At 63.2% G+C, this 15,266-nt stretch carries 17 protein-coding genes and 1 tRNA gene; 6 read left to right on the plus strand and 12 right to left on the minus strand.

Annotation, left to right across the window (positions count from 1 at the left end; genetic code table 11):
• Window positions 1-30 precede the first annotated feature (30 nt).
• The gene (locus ACW4E8_RS23150) at window positions 31-1,014 is read right to left on the minus strand and encodes a tripartite tricarboxylate transporter substrate binding protein (RefSeq protein WP_456806689.1); all 984 of its coding nucleotides are present in this window, start codon (window positions 1,012-1,014) and stop codon (window positions 31-33) included.
• Window positions 1,015-1,171: 157 nt separating this feature from the next.
• Between ACW4E8_RS23150 and ACW4E8_RS23155 the strand changes: the two genes are divergently transcribed.
• The 4 genes from ACW4E8_RS23155 to ACW4E8_RS23170 all read left to right on the plus strand — a co-directional run bounded on the left by ACW4E8_RS23155 (window position 1,172) and on the right by ACW4E8_RS23170 (window position 4,212).
• Window positions 1,172-2,074, plus strand: a complete 903-nt coding sequence (locus ACW4E8_RS23155) for a LysR family transcriptional regulator (protein WP_456806690.1) — start codon at window positions 1,172-1,174, stop codon at window positions 2,072-2,074.
• 130 nt (window positions 2,075-2,204) lie between these two features.
• On the plus strand, window positions 2,205-3,395 hold the full coding sequence (locus ACW4E8_RS23160) for a CaiB/BaiF CoA transferase family protein (protein ID WP_456806766.1): 1,191 nt from the start codon (window positions 2,205-2,207) through the stop codon (window positions 3,393-3,395).
• A gap of 46 nt (window positions 3,396-3,441) precedes the next feature.
• Window positions 3,442-3,666 carry a hypothetical protein gene (locus ACW4E8_RS23165; protein WP_456806691.1) on the plus strand — a complete coding sequence of 75 codons (225 nt, stop codon included), beginning with the start codon at window positions 3,442-3,444 and terminating at the stop codon, window positions 3,664-3,666.
• 357 nt (window positions 3,667-4,023) lie between these two features.
• The gene (locus ACW4E8_RS23170) at window positions 4,024-4,212 is read left to right on the plus strand and encodes a hypothetical protein (RefSeq protein WP_456806692.1); all 189 of its coding nucleotides are present in this window, start codon (window positions 4,024-4,026) and stop codon (window positions 4,210-4,212) included.
• A gap of 195 nt (window positions 4,213-4,407) precedes the next feature.
• Here the strand turns inward: ACW4E8_RS23170 and ACW4E8_RS23175 are convergent, their stop codons facing one another.
• From ACW4E8_RS23175 to ACW4E8_RS23200, 6 genes are all read right to left on the minus strand, one after another.
• Window positions 4,408-4,662, minus strand: a complete 255-nt coding sequence (locus ACW4E8_RS23175) for a type II toxin-antitoxin system Phd/YefM family antitoxin (protein WP_456806693.1) — start codon at window positions 4,660-4,662, stop codon at window positions 4,408-4,410.
• Between the two features lie 145 nt (window positions 4,663-4,807).
• A complete protein-coding gene (locus ACW4E8_RS23180) occupies window positions 4,808-5,266 on the minus strand; it encodes a DUF2846 domain-containing protein (RefSeq protein WP_456806694.1) in 459 nt (152 codons plus the stop codon).
• On the minus strand, window positions 5,263-5,670 hold the full coding sequence (locus ACW4E8_RS23185) for a hypothetical protein (RefSeq protein ID WP_456806695.1): 408 nt from the start codon (window positions 5,668-5,670) through the stop codon (window positions 5,263-5,265). Before ACW4E8_RS23185 ends, ACW4E8_RS23180 begins: the two co-directional genes overlap by 4 nt.
• Before the next feature lie 263 nt (window positions 5,671-5,933).
• Entirely contained in the window at window positions 5,934-6,938 is a 1,005-nt protein-coding gene (locus tag ACW4E8_RS23190; RefSeq protein ID WP_456806696.1) for a Bug family tripartite tricarboxylate transporter substrate binding protein, read from the minus strand.
• A gap of 15 nt (window positions 6,939-6,953) precedes the next feature.
• The gene (locus tag ACW4E8_RS23195; RefSeq protein ID WP_456806697.1) at window positions 6,954-8,375 is read right to left on the minus strand and encodes an amidase family protein; all 1,422 of its coding nucleotides are present in this window, start codon (window positions 8,373-8,375) and stop codon (window positions 6,954-6,956) included.
• A 105-nt stretch (window positions 8,376-8,480) separates the two neighbouring features.
• The gene (locus ACW4E8_RS23200; protein WP_456806698.1) at window positions 8,481-9,215 is read right to left on the minus strand and encodes a FadR/GntR family transcriptional regulator; all 735 of its coding nucleotides are present in this window, start codon (window positions 9,213-9,215) and stop codon (window positions 8,481-8,483) included.
• Between the two features lie 305 nt (window positions 9,216-9,520).
• Between ACW4E8_RS23200 and ACW4E8_RS23205 the strand changes: the two genes are divergently transcribed.
• Entirely contained in the window at window positions 9,521-9,844 is a 324-nt protein-coding gene (locus ACW4E8_RS23205; protein ID WP_436222770.1) for a 2TM domain-containing protein, read from the plus strand.
• A 38-nt stretch (window positions 9,845-9,882) separates the two neighbouring features.
• Here the strand turns inward: ACW4E8_RS23205 and ACW4E8_RS23210 are convergent, their stop codons facing one another.
• Together ACW4E8_RS23210 and ACW4E8_RS23215 are read right to left on the minus strand one after the other, a co-directional pair.
• Window positions 9,883-10,644: a LytR/AlgR family response regulator transcription factor gene (locus ACW4E8_RS23210; RefSeq protein WP_456806699.1), complete on the minus strand. Its 762-nt coding sequence runs from the start codon at window positions 10,642-10,644 to the stop codon at window positions 9,883-9,885.
• A 15-nt stretch (window positions 10,645-10,659) separates the two neighbouring features.
• A complete protein-coding gene (locus ACW4E8_RS23215; protein ID WP_456806700.1) occupies window positions 10,660-11,574 on the minus strand; it encodes a sensor histidine kinase in 915 nt (304 codons plus the stop codon).
• Between the two features lie 318 nt (window positions 11,575-11,892).
• On the opposite strand from ACW4E8_RS23215, the gene ACW4E8_RS23220 reads away from it, so the two are divergent.
• On the plus strand, window positions 11,893-13,725 hold the full coding sequence (locus tag ACW4E8_RS23220; protein ID WP_456806701.1) for a DEAD/DEAH box helicase: 1,833 nt from the start codon (window positions 11,893-11,895) through the stop codon (window positions 13,723-13,725).
• Window positions 13,726-13,823: 98 nt separating this feature from the next.
• Here the strand turns inward: ACW4E8_RS23220 and ACW4E8_RS23225 are convergent.
• From ACW4E8_RS23225 to ACW4E8_RS23235, 3 genes are all read right to left on the minus strand, one after another.
• A tRNA-Thr gene (locus ACW4E8_RS23225) sits at window positions 13,824-13,899 on the minus strand.
• A 52-nt stretch (window positions 13,900-13,951) separates the two neighbouring features.
• A complete protein-coding gene (locus ACW4E8_RS23230; RefSeq protein WP_456806702.1) occupies window positions 13,952-14,440 on the minus strand; it encodes a ClpXP protease specificity-enhancing factor in 489 nt (162 codons plus the stop codon).
• 57 nt (window positions 14,441-14,497) lie between these two features.
• Window positions 14,498-15,109 (minus strand): glutathione S-transferase N-terminal domain-containing protein, encoded by a 612-nt coding sequence (locus ACW4E8_RS23235; RefSeq protein ID WP_010812311.1) that lies wholly within the window; start codon window positions 15,107-15,109, stop codon window positions 14,498-14,500.
• Window positions 15,110-15,266: the final 157 nt, after the last annotated feature.

A 15,266-nucleotide genomic window follows, 5' to 3' on the forward strand; every position in this document is an offset into this window, starting at 1 on the left:
CGTTCCGGCGCTGGCGTGCGCGGGTTTCGCTCAGTCGGCCTTCATATTCGTGGCGACAGCCACCCGCTTCCACTTCTCCAGTTCCGCCCGCAGGAATTTGTCGAGCCCTGCTGGTGTAGGCTGGGTCTCCAGCTGCAATCCGAGCTCGAAGGCTTTGCTTTGCAGGGCGGGATCGCTGAGTGCATCGCCAAGTGTCGAGACCAGCTTCTGGATAACTGCCGACGGTGTTCGGGCTGGCACGAATACCGCGTTCCAGGTGTACGCCTCATAGCCTGACACGGCTTCCGCAATCGCCGGCGTCTCCCGGGTCTGCGGCAGGCGCTTTTCCATCGACGTTGCCAGCAATCGCACCGTTCCCGCCCGCACCTGCGCCAGCCCTGTCGGCGCACTGTCGATCATGAATTCCACATGACCACCGATCAGATCGGCCATGGCAGGTGCGCTCCCCCGATATGGGACATGGACGGCTTTCGTTCCCGCCGTGTAGTTCAACAGTTCCCCGGCGAGATGCGGGGCACTGCCGACTCCGGCTGAGCCATAGTTGACCTGACCGGGACGCGACTTCAGGTAAGCGATGAATTCCGGCAGTGTTTTCGCCGGAACGCCCTTGTTCACGACCAGCACCAGGGGCGCACGAGCCGCCAGCCCGACTGGCGCAAAGTCCTCGATCGTGCGATACGGCAGGCTAGCGTGAATGCTTGGGTTCACGGCATGCGCGACAGTGGTCAGCAGCAACGTATAGCCGTCCGGTGCGGCTTTCGCCGCGAGCTCGGTGCCGACTATCGTGCCGGCCCCCGACTTGTTCTCGACAACCACCGAGGTGTTCAGCTTGCGGCCCCAGCTTGCAGCCAGCGATCTGGCGAACGTGTCCGTCGGCCCGCCAGCGGGGTACGGAACGATGAGTCGGACAGGCCGCATCGGGTAGTCTGTCTGCGCCACCGAAGGGGACGCACAGGCCAGGAGTGTCGCGGCGCTGCCCAGCGCGCTGGCGATCCTGCGGAAGAATATGGTCATGTTGGTCTCCGATTCTTTTTCGCGTAGCACAGCGGTAACTGCGGTGACGAGCCGAAATATAGAATCGGACCCTACAAGGACACCAGTCGAAAGCTCCTGGGGTGTCGTTAGAATTCTTCTAAACATCCCCTGGAACTGTCAGGCAACGGAGACAAGCGTGCGTTTCGAACTCACCGATCTGCGAGTATTCCTCGCCATTGCGCAGGCCAAGAGTGTGACGGCAGGAGCGTCAGATATGCATTTGACGGCGCCTTCGGCCAGCTACCGCCTCAAGAACCTCGAACAGGCAATGGGCGTCCCGTTGTTCAACAGGACGCAGAAGGGCATGGCCCTGACACCGGCGGGCGAGACTGTACTGCGCTATGCCGAGGCGATCATGGAGAACGTCGAACGCTTGCAGTCGGAGATGCGGCGCCATACCGACGGCATTGAAGGGCATATTCGTGTCTACGCGAACAGCAGCACCATGGCCAGCTTGCCCGCGGCGCTTAGCCGGTTTCTGGCGGCGTACCCGAATGTCAATGTCGACCTGGAGGAGCACCTCAGCGAGGACAGCGTGCGGGCAGTGATCGAGGACCGCGCGGACGTCGGACTGGTGGCCGGCGCGATCGACATGCGGGGCCTGGAGTTCATTCGATACGGCGTCGATGAGCTGATGTTCGTGGTTCCGGCACGCCATCCGTCAGGGTTGCTCGACAAGATGTCCTTTGCACAGGCGTTGGCGCACGACCTGGTATCCGTCGGCAGCAAGAGCAGCAATTTCCTCTTCCTCAATGACATGGCAGCGCGTGCCGGCATCAAGCCACGCGTTCGCGTGCATGCACCCGACTTTGCCGCGGCCATGCGTTGCGTACAGGAAGGCGCCGGCATCTCCCTCGTGCCACGTTCCGTCGCGGGTCCCCTGATTGAGCAAGGGGTGGTGGAAGGGGTCACCCTGGATGAGCCATGGGCCCGGCGCGAGCAGCGGATAGTCGTGCGAAGCCAGAAGGCGCTCCCGGCCTATACGCGGGACTTTATCCGGTATGTCGCCGAATGGGGCGCGCCGGACGCTGCGCCGTAAGACCACGCATGCAGCAAGTTTCGAAGACTTCGAAGCCGCCTTAGGAATTCTCGACTGTTCGGGGAAAGAGGACTGTTCCTATACTTTGCCGTCCGGCCCGCGTGCCGCCAGGTCCCTTCATTCCCCCTCCATGAAACCCAGTCTACGCCCCCTTGATGGCATCACCGTTCTGGCGCTCGAGCACGCTGTAGCGGCGCCCTTTGCCAGCCGCCAGCTCGCCGATCTCGGCGCCCGGGTCATCAAGGTGGAACGCCCGGTCGTTGGCGATTTCGCCCGCGACTATGACCATTCAGTGCACGGCCTGTCGTCGTTCTTTGTCTGGGCAAATCGCGGCAAGGAAAGCCTCACGCTGGATCTCAAGAAGCCCGAGGCCAAGGCGATCGTGCACAAGCTGCTCGCCGAAGCGGACGTGTTCATCCAGAACCTGGCGCCGGGCGCCGCCCAACGCATGGGACTGGACTTCGAGTCATTGCATGCTGACTATCCTGATCTGATTGTTTGCGATATCTCAGGGTATGGCGACAGCGGGCCATATCGCGACAAGAAGGCCTATGACCTGTTGATCCAGGCCGCTGCGGGCCTGATCTCGGTAACCGGTACGGAACCTGCGCCGTCGCGCACCGGCATTTCCATCGCGGACATTGCCGCTGGCATGTACGCCTATACCGGCATCCTGTCCGCCTTGCTGCAACGCGCACGGACTGGCGCTGGCCTCAGGGTTGAAGTCACCATGCTCGAGGCGTTGAGCGAATGGATGTCATATCCCCTGAACTTCGCTCACTATGGCGGCACGCCGCCGGCACGCAACGGCGTTGCACATCCGGGTATCGCCCCCTATGGCCAGTACCAGACCGGCGATGGGGCCAGCGTCATCTTCGGGCTGCAAAACGAACGGGAATGGGAGCGCTTCTGCACCGAGGTGCTGGAGGACCCAGCCCTGGCGGCAGATGCCCGCTTCAACTCCAATCTCCAACGCGTAGCCAATCGCGCGGCGTTGGACCAGGAGATCGCCAGTCATCTCTGCTCCATGACCCGGGAGCAGCTGGTCAAGCGTCTCGATCGCGGGGGCATTGCAAACTCGCCCCTGAACGACATGCATGATGTGTGGCAGCACGCGCAATTTGCCGCACGGAATCGCTGGCGGGAAGTCCAGACGCCGGGTGGCGCCATCCAGGCACTTCTGCCGCCGGCTACGCTGTCGGGCGTACCGGCTTCCATGGGGAATGTGCCGGCAGTCGGCGAGCACTCCGCCCTTGTCCTGCAGTCCCTCGGCATGAACGAGGCAGAAATTGAAGCCCTGGTGGCCGCGGGCACGATCTGAGTGCTGAAGGTCTGCCTGCCCGTGGCGCCGGCAGCCTGATGGACGGGTGTCGGGGCAGTCTGCCGACCTGGCGATCTATGACGTCAGCGGGCTGCGGTTCCATGGCTTCCATGACATCGGCACGGCACCGGTGGCGGCAGGCGAGCCTACGCCGGTGCGGGATGTGCTGGTGCGCGGGCGTCAGGTGGTGCGCGATGGCGCGATCGTGGGGCTGGATCTGGAGAAGCTGCGCCGGGAGGCGCGGGAGGCATTGGCAACGCTGGTGGATTGAGGGAGGGTTTAGGCGTTTGGCTATTTGCTGGCGAGCGGGGCTCGGGCAGGATGCGGCGTCCGGATGGGAATGCGAAGTGTCTTATCGAGTTGTTGGCTCCGACGCGGGAGACTGACACGGTCATCGCAAACAACGGTGACCGGGCGTGGAAGCCCGAGTGTTCTCATCACAGGACGGCGTCATTGACGCCGCCTGTTTTCGCGTACGCGCTCGTCATCTCCATGGCAGGCCGGACACGAGGCAGCCGAAAGGCTGGCCGGGTTGATGAGCGCACCGGTCTTCCACCCTCGTTGTCAGGCCTGCCGCCTTTTATTCCAAATCTGTGCGGCAGACCTTCATTCAACGATAGGAGGTCCTATGTCGGAAATCGATCTATCCACGGCGCGGTACAGCCTTCAGTCAGTCTCGGCTGGTATGGATGGTGTGCTTACCCTGCTGGAACAGCAGAGTGTGCATTTCGAGGGCTGCTTTAGTGCATTTTGCTTGTTGGGGCTGGTGAAGGCGCAGTTGGAGAGTGTGTTGGCGGATGAGTTGCCTGCGTCTTAACGGGTAGGCTTCCCGGCAAAGGCGTTGACAGTGAAGTCGGGAAGCCTCTCCCACCCCCGGTGTTGGCTCGCAGCGAATGCACCAATTGAAGAGCGTGGGAGCGCGCGCCAACTCAGTACACTTCCGCCAACTCAGGAGCGAGCCATCCGCGCTATCCTTCCCCGCCCTGAAGGGCGAGGCTTGCCGCGCAACTGATCATGTGAGCTCAGCAGGGCGGATTCTGATGTTGGCATGTGGCGGATTGAACTCGACGCCGTCAACTCCGGGCATTGCGAGTGCGTCGGCGATGTTGCGACGCTGCTGGGTGAGCCGCTGATATTCCTCGAAGCTCAACAACACATGCGCAGGTTTGCCGCGATCAGTGATGAAGACCGGGCCGTCCTTCGTCGCCCTCTTGGCTCTTGTTACGTCCTGATTGAGTTCTCGGCTCGATAGGGTTGTGATCGTCATGATGACACTCCCGTTACCGTCAATGGCGTTACGTTACTACAAGCAAAAGAGCAGCACAGCCCTGCTTTGTCTACAAATGCGTCAATTGACGACGCACCGGCGTCGTCAACGCGACTCAGTCTGCAACGTGGCTGGGGCAATCCACTTACTTCGCCGCAGTCTTCACCTGGTCCCCGGTGTAGCTCAGCGAAGCCAGCTCTTCCTTCGCCTTCTCCGGCGTTTCCAGCTCCAGCACCACGCGGCCCACCATCAGCCCCAGCGACGGGGAGCTGCGCACGTACTTCGTCTCGCCGGCATCCAGCACGAAGCTGAGTGTCTTCTCGGTTTCGGTCGAGGCCGCCGCGACATACTTGCCAGCCGTGCGGTCCACGAAGAAGAAACCGCCGGGCTTGGATTCGCCGACGACCTGGCTATTCAGGCGGATATCCGGCTGGATGGCCGCCCCGAACATCGACGCCGAACGCAGGAAATAAATCCGACCCTCACCCGGCTTCAGCGTGGGCATCGATGCGGCCATCTCGGCGTGCTTCACGCCCGAAGCGCATCCCGCCAGCAGCGACGACACCGCCAGTCCGGCGATCAGCATGCGCGCAATCCGTTTCATTCCGATTCTCCCAAGTTCAAAGGTACTGCTGTCGTTAGCGGGGAGTAGTTCTGCTCCCCAGGCAGATAGAAGCCCACCAGCGTCTTGTTGCGAACGACCAGGTAGGCCTCGTGAACGTGGCGGCCCTCGATCGTGAGAATGGTGCCGACGGGGCGGTAGACATCGCCTTGCGGAAGGCGCCCGACTTGCGACCAGGTCGACTTGGCGGCGAGGTTGCGGGAATAGCCGGTGTCGAGCTTGATCTCGGCTGGCGACAGAAGCTGGACGCGCCTGGCCGTGGCGGCTGGCTGCATGAGCTCCACTGTTGCCGGGGTGGTCGCGATCATGGGGGCGCAGGCGGAGAGTGCCAGGCTAAAGCCTGTTGCGAGCCACAGGCGGCGGGCGCGGAAAGAGAAGGAGGTCATGGCTGGATACCCTCGGGTGTATGGCTCGCAGCCTGTGTGGCTGCGCCCCACAGCAATTGCGCCAGGCGGCACGATGCGGCGCCATTGGCACTTTCCCTTGGCGCCGCCCAGGTTGTCTTCTGAGGCTAATTACGACACTGGGACAGACATGCTTAATACAAAGCGGCACCCTACAGGAGGAGGGTGCCGCGGGAATTCTCCAGCAAGCTGGCACAAATAGAAATCGTCTCCATCCGAGTTTGGCTGCGGTTACGAAATTCCTCTCAATCCCCCTTGAAACCCGACGCCTTGATCACCGGCGTCCACCGTGCCGAAAGCGCGCTCGCATACTTGGCAACCTCATCAGCAGTGCCACCCGGCAGGATGTCATAGCCAGCGCGCGCCAGCTTTTCACGCACATCCGGCATGGCCAGCACCTTGCGCACGGCCTGATACCACTGCGTGGTCACGTCGGGCGGCGTGTTGGCGCGGACGTAAAGCAGATAGCGCGACGACGTCACAAGGTTGGGGAAACCAGACTCCGCAAACGTAGGCACATCCGGCAAGGCATCGGCGCGCTTTTCCCCTGCCACGGCCAGCACGCGGAGCTTGCCGCCGCGATGCAGCTCGGTAAACGTCGTGATGGCGTCCATGCCTGCCGCGACCTGGTTGCCCATCATTTCGGTCACCATCGCCGCGCCACCGCGATACGGCACCAGCGTGCTACCGGTGCGCGACTGGCTGACGAATTCCACGGCCAGGAAATGCAGCAGCGAGCCAACCGTGCTGATGCCGATCGAATAGTCCGCCGGCTTGGCCCTGGCGGCCTTGACGAAGTCGGCCAGTGTCTTGATGGGTGAGTTGGCGCTGACCGCAATGCCGAACTGGACGCCTGTCACATCGGTGATCGCCGTGAAGTCGGTGGCGGGGTTGAAGCGCATATTGCTGTAGATCAGCGGCCCGATGAACATCGGATCGACAGGTGCCAGCAGCACGGTGGTGCCGTCGGCCGGCGCGTTCTTCAGGACTTCGGCCGCCACGCGCGTCCCGGCACCGGGCCGGTTGTCGACGATGACGGTGCGGCCCATGGCGTCTTTCAGCTTCTCGGACAGCAGGCGGCCCATGTAGTCGGCCGGCCCTCCCGGCGGGAACGGCACGATGATGCGCGATACGGACTGCGCCCATGCGGCCCTGGAGAGCAGGCCACCGGTACACAGGGCGGCAGCGGTGCCGGCCAGCATGGCGCGGCGCGACAGCCGTGGGGCGTAAGCAGGTTTGCGTTCGTTCATGGGGAGCTCCTGGGTCTAGATGCCGGTTTGCACGTCGGTGAAAGGGGTAAAACGCGCCGCGTCTTCAATGGCCTGGCCGGCGCGCAGCAACAGGTCTTCCCGGAAGCGCCATGCCATCAGTTGCACGCCGACGGGTACGCCGCCGGCCATGCCTGTCGGCACGGACAGTCCGGGCATGCCGAGCATCGCCGTTGCCAGCATGGGGCTCTGTGCGTCCAGCAAGGCCCGGTTCTCTTCTGGCGTGCGGATATCCGCGTCTTGCACGCTCGGGCGCTGCCACGACACCGGCATCAACACCAGCGGATACGTTTGCATGAACAGCGACCAGTTGCGTGCGATCGCCTGGCGCCGTGCCAGGGCATCCAGAAAGCCATCGCGATCGGTTTCCTGCATCCCGTCCAGCATGTTGCGCTGGCTTTGCCGCATGGCCTCGTCGCCATGCTGGTCAACGCCTGCGATGATGTTGCGGCGGCTGTCGTCGACCGTCAGCGTGCGCCACAGCGCAGCCGCTTCAAGGAAGTCAGGCAGGCTGGCTTCCTCGACGGCGTAGCCCGCTTGCTGCAGCCATTGCGCGGCACTGTCCAGCGCTGCGCTGACCGCGGGATCGACGGGAATGCCCGGACAACGCCTGAACAGCGCCACGCGTATCGGCCCGGGCGGCAGCGGCAGTTCCATCGGCACCGGCACCCAGGCCGGGTCGCGCCCGTCATAACGGGCCATGGCGTGGTAGCCGAGCCGCAGGTCGGCAATGCTGCGCGCAAGCGGCCCCTGCACGGACATGAGTTGTGGCGTGATGCTGCGCTCGGCGGTGGCCGACGGGTTGTACGCGGGCACCCGCCCCGTCGTCGGCCGCAAGCCGACGACACCGCAGGCATAGGCCGGATAGCGGATGGAGCCGCCGATGTCGTTGCCATGCGCCAGCGCCCCCATGCCGGAAGCGACCGCGGACGCGGCACCGCCGCTGGAACCGCCGGGAGTGATATCCGCATCCCACGGGTTCAGCGTGCGCCCATGCAGGCCGTTGTCGGTAAACCAGCGCGAGGAATAGGTAGCCGTATTGCTGCGCCCGACGATGATGGCCCCGGCACTGCGCAAGTTCGCGACCACGGGGGCATCCTCACGCGCGATGTTGTGCTTCAGCGGGATCACGCCGTTGGTGGTGGCATGGCCTGCCTGGTCGACATTGATCTTGATCGTGATCGGCACGCCATGGAGCGGCCCCAGCTCTGCGCCCTCAGCGACCTGGCGGTCCGCGGCATCCGCGCTGGCCAGCGCCTCTTTTGCCAGCACCTCCGGCAACGCATTCAGACGAGGGTTAAGGGCGTCGATGCGGGCCAGCACGCTGGCCGTGACCTCGCGGCAGGAAATCTCGCGCCGCCGCACGGCATCGGCAATATCGACAGCGCTCCAGCGCCAAAGCAATTCAGCAGGTTTCACGTCAAGGCTCCCAGGATTCAGGCAATAGGAATCCCACCCGCCGTGTCGGATGCGACGATGGCGGTTGGGTGTGCAGAAAAAAGGGGACGCTAGCGCGTCAGGGGATCAGTCGCCCGGGCTCATCAGCAAGCTCCCGCGGTCCACCCGGGATTCGGCCTCCAGGGCCAGGGATTCCGCATGCTCCATGTGCTCCTGCATCAGGGCACGCGCACGCTCCGGGTCACGCGACCGGAAGGCTTCTATCAGCGCGTTGTGGCTGTGGAAGATCTCTTCATCAAAGTCGTCGAAATCATCCTGCGCATTACGGACCACGATGACGCGGCGGATGATGTCGTTGAGCAGGCGGCAGAACAACGCCAGCATCGGGCTGCTGCAGGCATCGGCCAGGCGGTCGTGGAACAGCAGGTCGGCTTCGCGCCGCTCATTCCAGTCCGTGCTGCCGCCATGTTCCGGGTGGCTCAGCCCGACCAGGGCTTCGAGATCGGCGATATCGGCATCGGTCAGGCGCAAGGCGGCGTTGGCTGCCAGCTCCGGCTCAACCGCGCGGCGCAGGGCGTACAGCGTGACGATGTCGACCGACTGGAAGTACAGGAAGTTGGAGACCGCCTCCAGGCATCGCTCATAGGGCGGCTGCGTCAGCGTGGCACCGCCGTTCGGCCCCGTGCTGACCTTGACCAGCCCCTGCGCCTGCAGCGACGCAAGCGCCTCACGCACCGTCCCGCGTGCGACGCCCATCTGTTCGATCAGTGCCGCTTCCTGCGGGAGCTTGTCTCCGACCTTCTGGTGCGTCTGCACGATCCAGCGCTTGATATCGTTGACTACCTGGTCCGAACGCTTCACGCGTTTGCTTCCCTCTATCTGAGGGGTGGGCTTGGAGTCCATCGCTTCGTATTTATGATCATAATTACCATGATTATGGTGAAGGACTGGGCTTTTCCTATGCGGGTATTCCCGGCGGCACGGGCGAAAAGCTGATCAGGTCGCAGCATGTCGGTGGTCATGGAGGTGTCGGACCCGCCGACATTCGCGCTATCCGCGCGCACAACGGCGAACGAAATCCGTCGATTCGGCCCAGGGGCCTGGAGCGGCGCTTTGCAGTGGCCTATACCTGACGCAAGCCAACCATCTTGATCACGAGGTATCCCATGCACCACGCCCTCCCGCCCAACGACGACCCCAACGCCATGGCCTACTGGCGCGCGCGCCGCATGGTGCGCGCCCTGCGCGGCTGGTATATCCACCTGCTGGTCTACGCTGTCGTCAATGGCTGGCTTTGGTTCCGCTTCTTCTACTTTCCCTCGCCGCGGTGGTCGCACTACGCCAGCACCGGCTGGCCGTGGCCGCTGACCACCACCCTGGCCTGGGGCCTGGCGCTGACGGTGCATGGGTTGCTGGTCTGGACGCGGCTGTCGCGCCGCGGACGTGACTGGGAACAGCGCAAGATCCAGGAATTCATGGATCGCCAGTGAATCCCTCAGCCGGCGGCGCAGTGGCGCCGCTGGCCGCCTTACATCTGCCGGAACCGGTGCATGTAGGCGCGCGATACCGGCAGTTCGGCTTCGCTGTCGCGCATCCGGACAAAGAGCCGCCCAGCCTCATCGCGGCGCGTGCCGGCCACGTATTCCATGTTGACAATGGACGAGCGGTGGATCTGCCAGAACACCCCGGGATCGAGGCCGGCAATCAACTCCGCCAGCGGCGTGCGGATCAGGTGCTCGCCATCGCGGGTATGCACGACCACGTACTTGTCGTCGCTCTGGAAATACATCACCTCCTGGATCGGCACATGGCTGGTGGTATTGCCGCGGCTGGCGCGTACCCAGCGCAACTGGCCGCCGCTTTCCGCGCGCGGCTGGGCGCGTGTGAGCTGGTTCAGTAGCTGTGCCAGCTCCGGCAAAGGCGCCGATTCCTGCAACGCCTTGCGCAGCCGCTCGATGGTGCGGCCGAGCCGTTGCTCGCTGACCGGCTTGACCAGGTAATCAACTGCCGCGCGCTCGAACGCATCGAGCGCGAATTCGTCATAGGCCGTGACGAACACCAGCCGCGTATCGGTTTCAATCCCTTGCGCCACCTCCAGGCCGGACAGGCCGGGCATCTTGATGTCGAGGAAGGCTACGCTCGGCGACAACCGTGCGATGGCGTCGGCGGCTTCGATGCCGTTGGTCGCCTCGGCAACGATCTGCAGCTCCGGCCAAAGACGTTTTAGCTTGCCGCGCAGATATGCGCGCAGGTGCTCTTCATCGTCGGCAATCAGGGCGGTGGGCGTCATGAGGGCGTCTCCGTTTCAGGATGCACGCGGCAGCGGGATTTCGATCAGCACGGCGGTGCCGGGCGAGCGTTCTTCAATCCGTACGTGGGCGTCACCGTCATACAGCACAGCCAGCCGTTCACGCAGGTTCGAAAGCCCGACGCCGGCGCCGGCCGAGGGACGGAAGCCCATGCCATCGTCCTCGATGGTCGCAAGCATGCGCGGGCCGCGCCGCTCCAGCCGGACCAGCAGCCGCCCGCCTTCGATCTTGGGCTCCAGCCCATGCTTGATCGCATTCTCGACCACGGGCTGCAGCAGCATCGGCGCCAGCGGCATCGATTCGAGTTCGGGGTCGACATCCACCGAGTAGTGCAGCCGGTCCCCCATGCGGATGCGGATCAGCGCCAGATAGTCGCGCAGCAGCTTCGCCTCCTGCGCCACCGTGCCTTGCGTGGCGCGGCTGGCTGCAAGCGATGCGCGCAGGTAGGCGATGAAATGCTCGAGCATCAGCGTGGCCTTCTGCGGCGCGGGCTCGATCAGGCTGACGACATTTGCCAGGGTGTTGAACAGGAAGTGCGGTTCGATCTGGGCCTGCAGCAGGCGCATGCGGGCTTCGACCAACTGCTTCTCCGTCGACAGCGTGCGCACCTGTTCCTGCGCCATGTATTCCGCGATCTTGCGTTCTTCCCACTGCCGCCCGAGCAGGCCGACGCGACCCCAGGTCATCACGCCGTGTATCGCCAGGCCGATGCCCCAACCCACGAGCGGTCCACCGGACCACGGCCGATGCGGCGATCCCACCAGATGGAAGCCGATCAGCAATGCATTGACCCCCACGTAGACCATGGCGTGCATATAGAAGAAGCGCAGCGCGCGGACGCGGCGGCGGGCGTCTTCGTAGGCGCGTTGTTCGGGGGCGGATCGCCAGATGCGGGAGTCGGGGGAGTGCACGGGCGGGTGGCTGGGGGGCAGAGATAGCGGGAGGTTACCACTGCGATCCGGGCTCTGATATGGGGGTGGCGGGAATCGACGGATCGGCGGCGCGGATCGCCGGAAAGCAGGCGCAGACCGCTTGGCAGCCCTCCGGAGCCGCCGGCTCGCCAGTGTCGCCAACCAGCAAATCACCAAAATTACCGAAATAGCCACCGTTACTGTTTTGTGCCTACAATTGCCGCATAACAAACCTGCCTGACCACCGTCGCACCGGGTCCGCGACACAAGCCGTGGTCAGCGCAGTTCCTGAACGGGCAATAAGAAGAGCAACAACGCATGGCCACGCTGATTCCCGCGCTGGGTTCGGTCACTTCGCGCATGACCAGTGGAGAGAGACGCTTCGCCGAGCGTCTGGAGACAAAGCTGGAGGACGACTACCTGTGCTGGTATGACGTCGCCATCGGCGAGAAGACCAGGCATCCGGATTTCATCGTCTTCCATCCCAGCCGGGGTCTGCTGGTGCTGGAGGTCAAGGACTGGCGGCTGGATACCATCCGGGAAATCGACCAACGCGATGTCACGCTGCAGACGGATCGCGGGCTGGTGCGGGAGATGAATCCCCTCGAGCAAGCCCGGCAGTACATGTTCTATGTCACCAACCTGCTGCAGCGTGATCCGCAACTGGTCTGGCCCAGCGGCTCACTGAAGGGCAAACCCTTCTTTCCCTACGGCTGCGGCGTCATCCTGTCCAACATCACGCGTGCCCAGTTCGACAAGACCAACCTTGGGGACGTCCTGCCGCCGCACCTGGTGATTTGCCAGGACGAGATGTATGAGACAGTCGACGCAGAACACTTCCAGCAGCGCCTGTGGGAGATGTTCCCGGTCAAGTTCACCTTCAAGCTTTCCCTGCCGCAGATCGAGCGGATTCGCTGGCACCTGTTCCCGCAGATCCGTATGCCGGAGCAACGCGCGCTCTTTCCGGAGGATGCCGCGGAGCCGCTGGATATGCCTGACATCCTTCGCGTCATGGATCTCCAGCAGGAGCAGCTGGCACGCAGTCTCGGCGAAGGCCACCGAGTCATTCATGGCGTCGCCGGATCTGGCAAGACGATGATCCTCGGCTACCGGGCTGAGCATCTGGCAAAGATCGTCACACGGCCAGTTCTCGTGCTTTGCTACAACAAGACCCTCGCCGCCAAGCTGGCGGCGACGATGATCGAGAAAGGCATCGAAGAGAAGGTCCACGTCTATAACTTCCACGCGTGGTGCTCGCGGCAACTAGAGACTTACAACATTGACCGGCCGAAGGGACGCCCTAGCGATGCGCTCTTTGAGGAAATGGTAAATCGCGTGATCCAGGGCGTGGACCGGAAATCGATCCCGGCAGGCCAGTACGACGCCGTGCTGATTGATGAGGGACATGACTTCCGGCCGGAGTGGTTCAAGCTGGTCGTGCAGATGGTGAATCCAGAGAGCAATTCCCTGTTGGTGCTCTACGATGATGCGCAGTCCATTTATGGCGGCGCCAGGAAGCGCGGGATGACCTTTGCCAGTGTGGGCATCCAGGCCCGAGGCCGTACGACCATCCTCAAGCTGAACTACCGCAATACGCAGGAGATACTGGCCGTCGCACGCAGCTTTGCGGATGAGTTGCTGCGGCCGACTGAGGCAGCCGAAGATGAAGCGCCTACAGTGCAACCTGTCGGTGCCGGGCGCCGCGGCAACAAACCGCTGCTGATCGAGTTGCCAAACGTAGAGGCGGAAGCTGAGCGCATTGCGCAGATCCTGACCGACGAGAACCGGTCAGGCACGCCCTGGTCAGAGATGGCGGTGCTCTATCGCCATTGGGACACGGTCGGACACGTCACCAGCGCGCTGACGCGCAAGGGCATTCCGTTCGAATGTCCCCAAATCACCAAGCGATTTACCCCCGGCGCGGACAGCGTCAAGGTGATCACCATGCATAGCAGCAAGGGGCTTGAGTTTCCGCTGGTGTGCATTCCGGCCACGGGGATGCCGCATAAGCATGATGAGGCGGATGAAGACGAAGCGCGGCTGATGTATGTGGCAATGACGCGGGCTATGCGGCAGTTGGTGATGACGTTTGGGGATGGGTCGAGGTTGGCCGGGAAGCTGCGGGACGCGGTTGGGCGCCTGCAGCAGTAGCTTGCAGGCCCACTGGAATTCCATGCGGCGAGCGACAGGTAGCCTGGCATGGAATCCAAAAGAAAACGGCCTCCCACTTTGGGAGGCCGCCTGAATTCTGGTGCCGGCTGCAGGACTCGAACCCGCCACCTGATGATTACAAATCAACTGCTCTACCTGATGAGCTAAGCCGGCATGTCTGGTGCAGACCGCGATTCTACTGCATTGCGGTCCGCTTTGGGATGGCTTACTTCACCACTTTCAGTGCGGGCTTCTTGCTGCCGATGCGGGGCACCGGGGGCGGCGTGTCGTCGTCGCCGGGGCCGGAGTCGGTGGTAGTTGCCGAGGTCTCGGCTTCCACCGGGGCCAGCTTGGGCGGCGGGTTGTTTTCGCGCTCGGTGGCGGCCTGGGTTTCGGGCACGCTGCGCTCGACCGGGAAGGCCATGCCCTGCCCGTTCTCACGGGCGTAGATGGCCAGCACGTTCTCGACAGGGACGTCGATCTTGCGCGAGACGCCGCCGAAGCGTGCGCTGAAGGTGATCCACTCGTTGCCCATGTCCAGGCCGCTGGTGGCGTCGAAGCTGACGTTGAGCACGATCTCGTTGTTCTTGACGAACTCGCGCGGCACGCTGGTGTTGGCGTCGACGAAGACGGCGATGTACGGCGTGAAGCCGTTGTCCGTGCACCATTCATAGATGGCGCGGATCAGGTAGGGCTTGGTGGAGGTTTCAGGCATTGTGCTTCCAATGGCGCCGTGGTGGCCCGAGGGCGGATGCCTTCGGGCCGGTGCCGGTTAGCGGCGCATCACCTTTTCGGACGGGGTGAGCGCTTCGATGTACGCGGGACGGCTGAAAATGCGTTCAGCATACTTCAGCAGCGGTGCGGCGTTCTTCGACAGCTCAATGCCGTAGTGGTCCAGGCGCCACAGCAGCGGCGCGATGGCGACGTCGAGCATCGAGAACTCTTCGCCCAGCATGTACTTGTTCTTGACGAAGATCGGCGCAAGCTGCGTCAGGCGGTCGCGGATCGCGGCGCGGGCGCGTTCGTGGTTCTTCTCCGCTGCCTTGCCCTTTTCGTTCTCCAGCGTGTAGACGTGGGTGAACAGTTCCTTTTCGAAGTTGAACAGGAACAGGCGGGCGCGGGCGCGCTGCACCGGGTCAGCCGGCATCAGCTGCGGGTGCGGGAAGCGCTCGTCGATGTATTCGTTGATGATGTTCGACTCATACAGGATGAGGTCGCGCTCGACCAGGATAGGCACCTGGCCGTACGGGTTCATCACCGAAATATCTTCGGGCTTGTTGAACAGATCGACGTCGCGGATTTCAAAATCCATGCCCTTCTCAAACAGGACAAGGCGGCAACGTTGGGAAAACGGGCAAGTCGTACCCGAATACAACACCATCATGGTTGGATTCCTTGGGCTTAGCCGAAGCAGGGTCGGACAGTAAGGTCTGACATTCTGCCAAAGTCGGCCACCAGAAAGCAAATTAGTGGTAAATGGCGCACTTTATTGGTGCGCTTCTGCAGGCTTTCCAAGAGAAAAGGCCAGGGGCGGTGCTGCT

Source organism: Cupriavidus sp. CP313, assembly GCF_054072015.1.

Coding starts and splice junctions, on each gene's coding strand:
- ACW4E8_RS23210 (WP_456806699.1), bottom strand. CDS start 10,644: ATGACGCCCACCGCCCTGATTGCCGACGATGAAGAGCACCTGCGCGCA.
- ACW4E8_RS23180 (WP_456806694.1), bottom strand. CDS start 5,266: ATGAAACGGATTGCGCGCATGCTGATCGCCGGACTGGCGGTGTCGTCG.
- ACW4E8_RS23185 (WP_456806695.1), bottom strand. CDS start 5,670: ATGACCTCCTTCTCTTTCCGCGCCCGCCGCCTGTGGCTCGCAACAGGC.
- ACW4E8_RS23175 (WP_456806693.1), bottom strand. CDS start 4,662: ATGACGATCACAACCCTATCGAGCCGAGAACTCAATCAGGACGTAACA.
- ACW4E8_RS23230 (WP_456806702.1), bottom strand. CDS start 14,440: ATGCCTGAAACCTCCACCAAGCCCTACCTGATCCGCGCCATCTATGAA.
- ACW4E8_RS23235 (WP_010812311.1), bottom strand. CDS start 15,109: ATGATGGTGTTGTATTCGGGTACGACTTGCCCGTTTTCCCAACGTTGC.
- ACW4E8_RS23160 (WP_456806766.1), top strand. CDS start 2,205: ATGAAACCCAGTCTACGCCCCCTTGATGGCATCACCGTTCTGGCGCTC.
- ACW4E8_RS23150 (WP_456806689.1), bottom strand. CDS start 1,014: ATGACCATATTCTTCCGCAGGATCGCCAGCGCGCTGGGCAGCGCCGCG.
- ACW4E8_RS23205 (WP_436222770.1), top strand. CDS start 9,521: ATGCACCACGCCCTCCCGCCCAACGACGACCCCAACGCCATGGCCTAC.
- ACW4E8_RS23190 (WP_456806696.1), bottom strand. CDS start 6,938: ATGAACGAACGCAAACCTGCTTACGCCCCACGGCTGTCGCGCCGCGCC.
- ACW4E8_RS23170 (WP_456806692.1), top strand. CDS start 4,024: ATGTCGGAAATCGATCTATCCACGGCGCGGTACAGCCTTCAGTCAGTC.
- ACW4E8_RS23220 (WP_456806701.1), top strand. CDS start 11,893: ATGGCCACGCTGATTCCCGCGCTGGGTTCGGTCACTTCGCGCATGACC.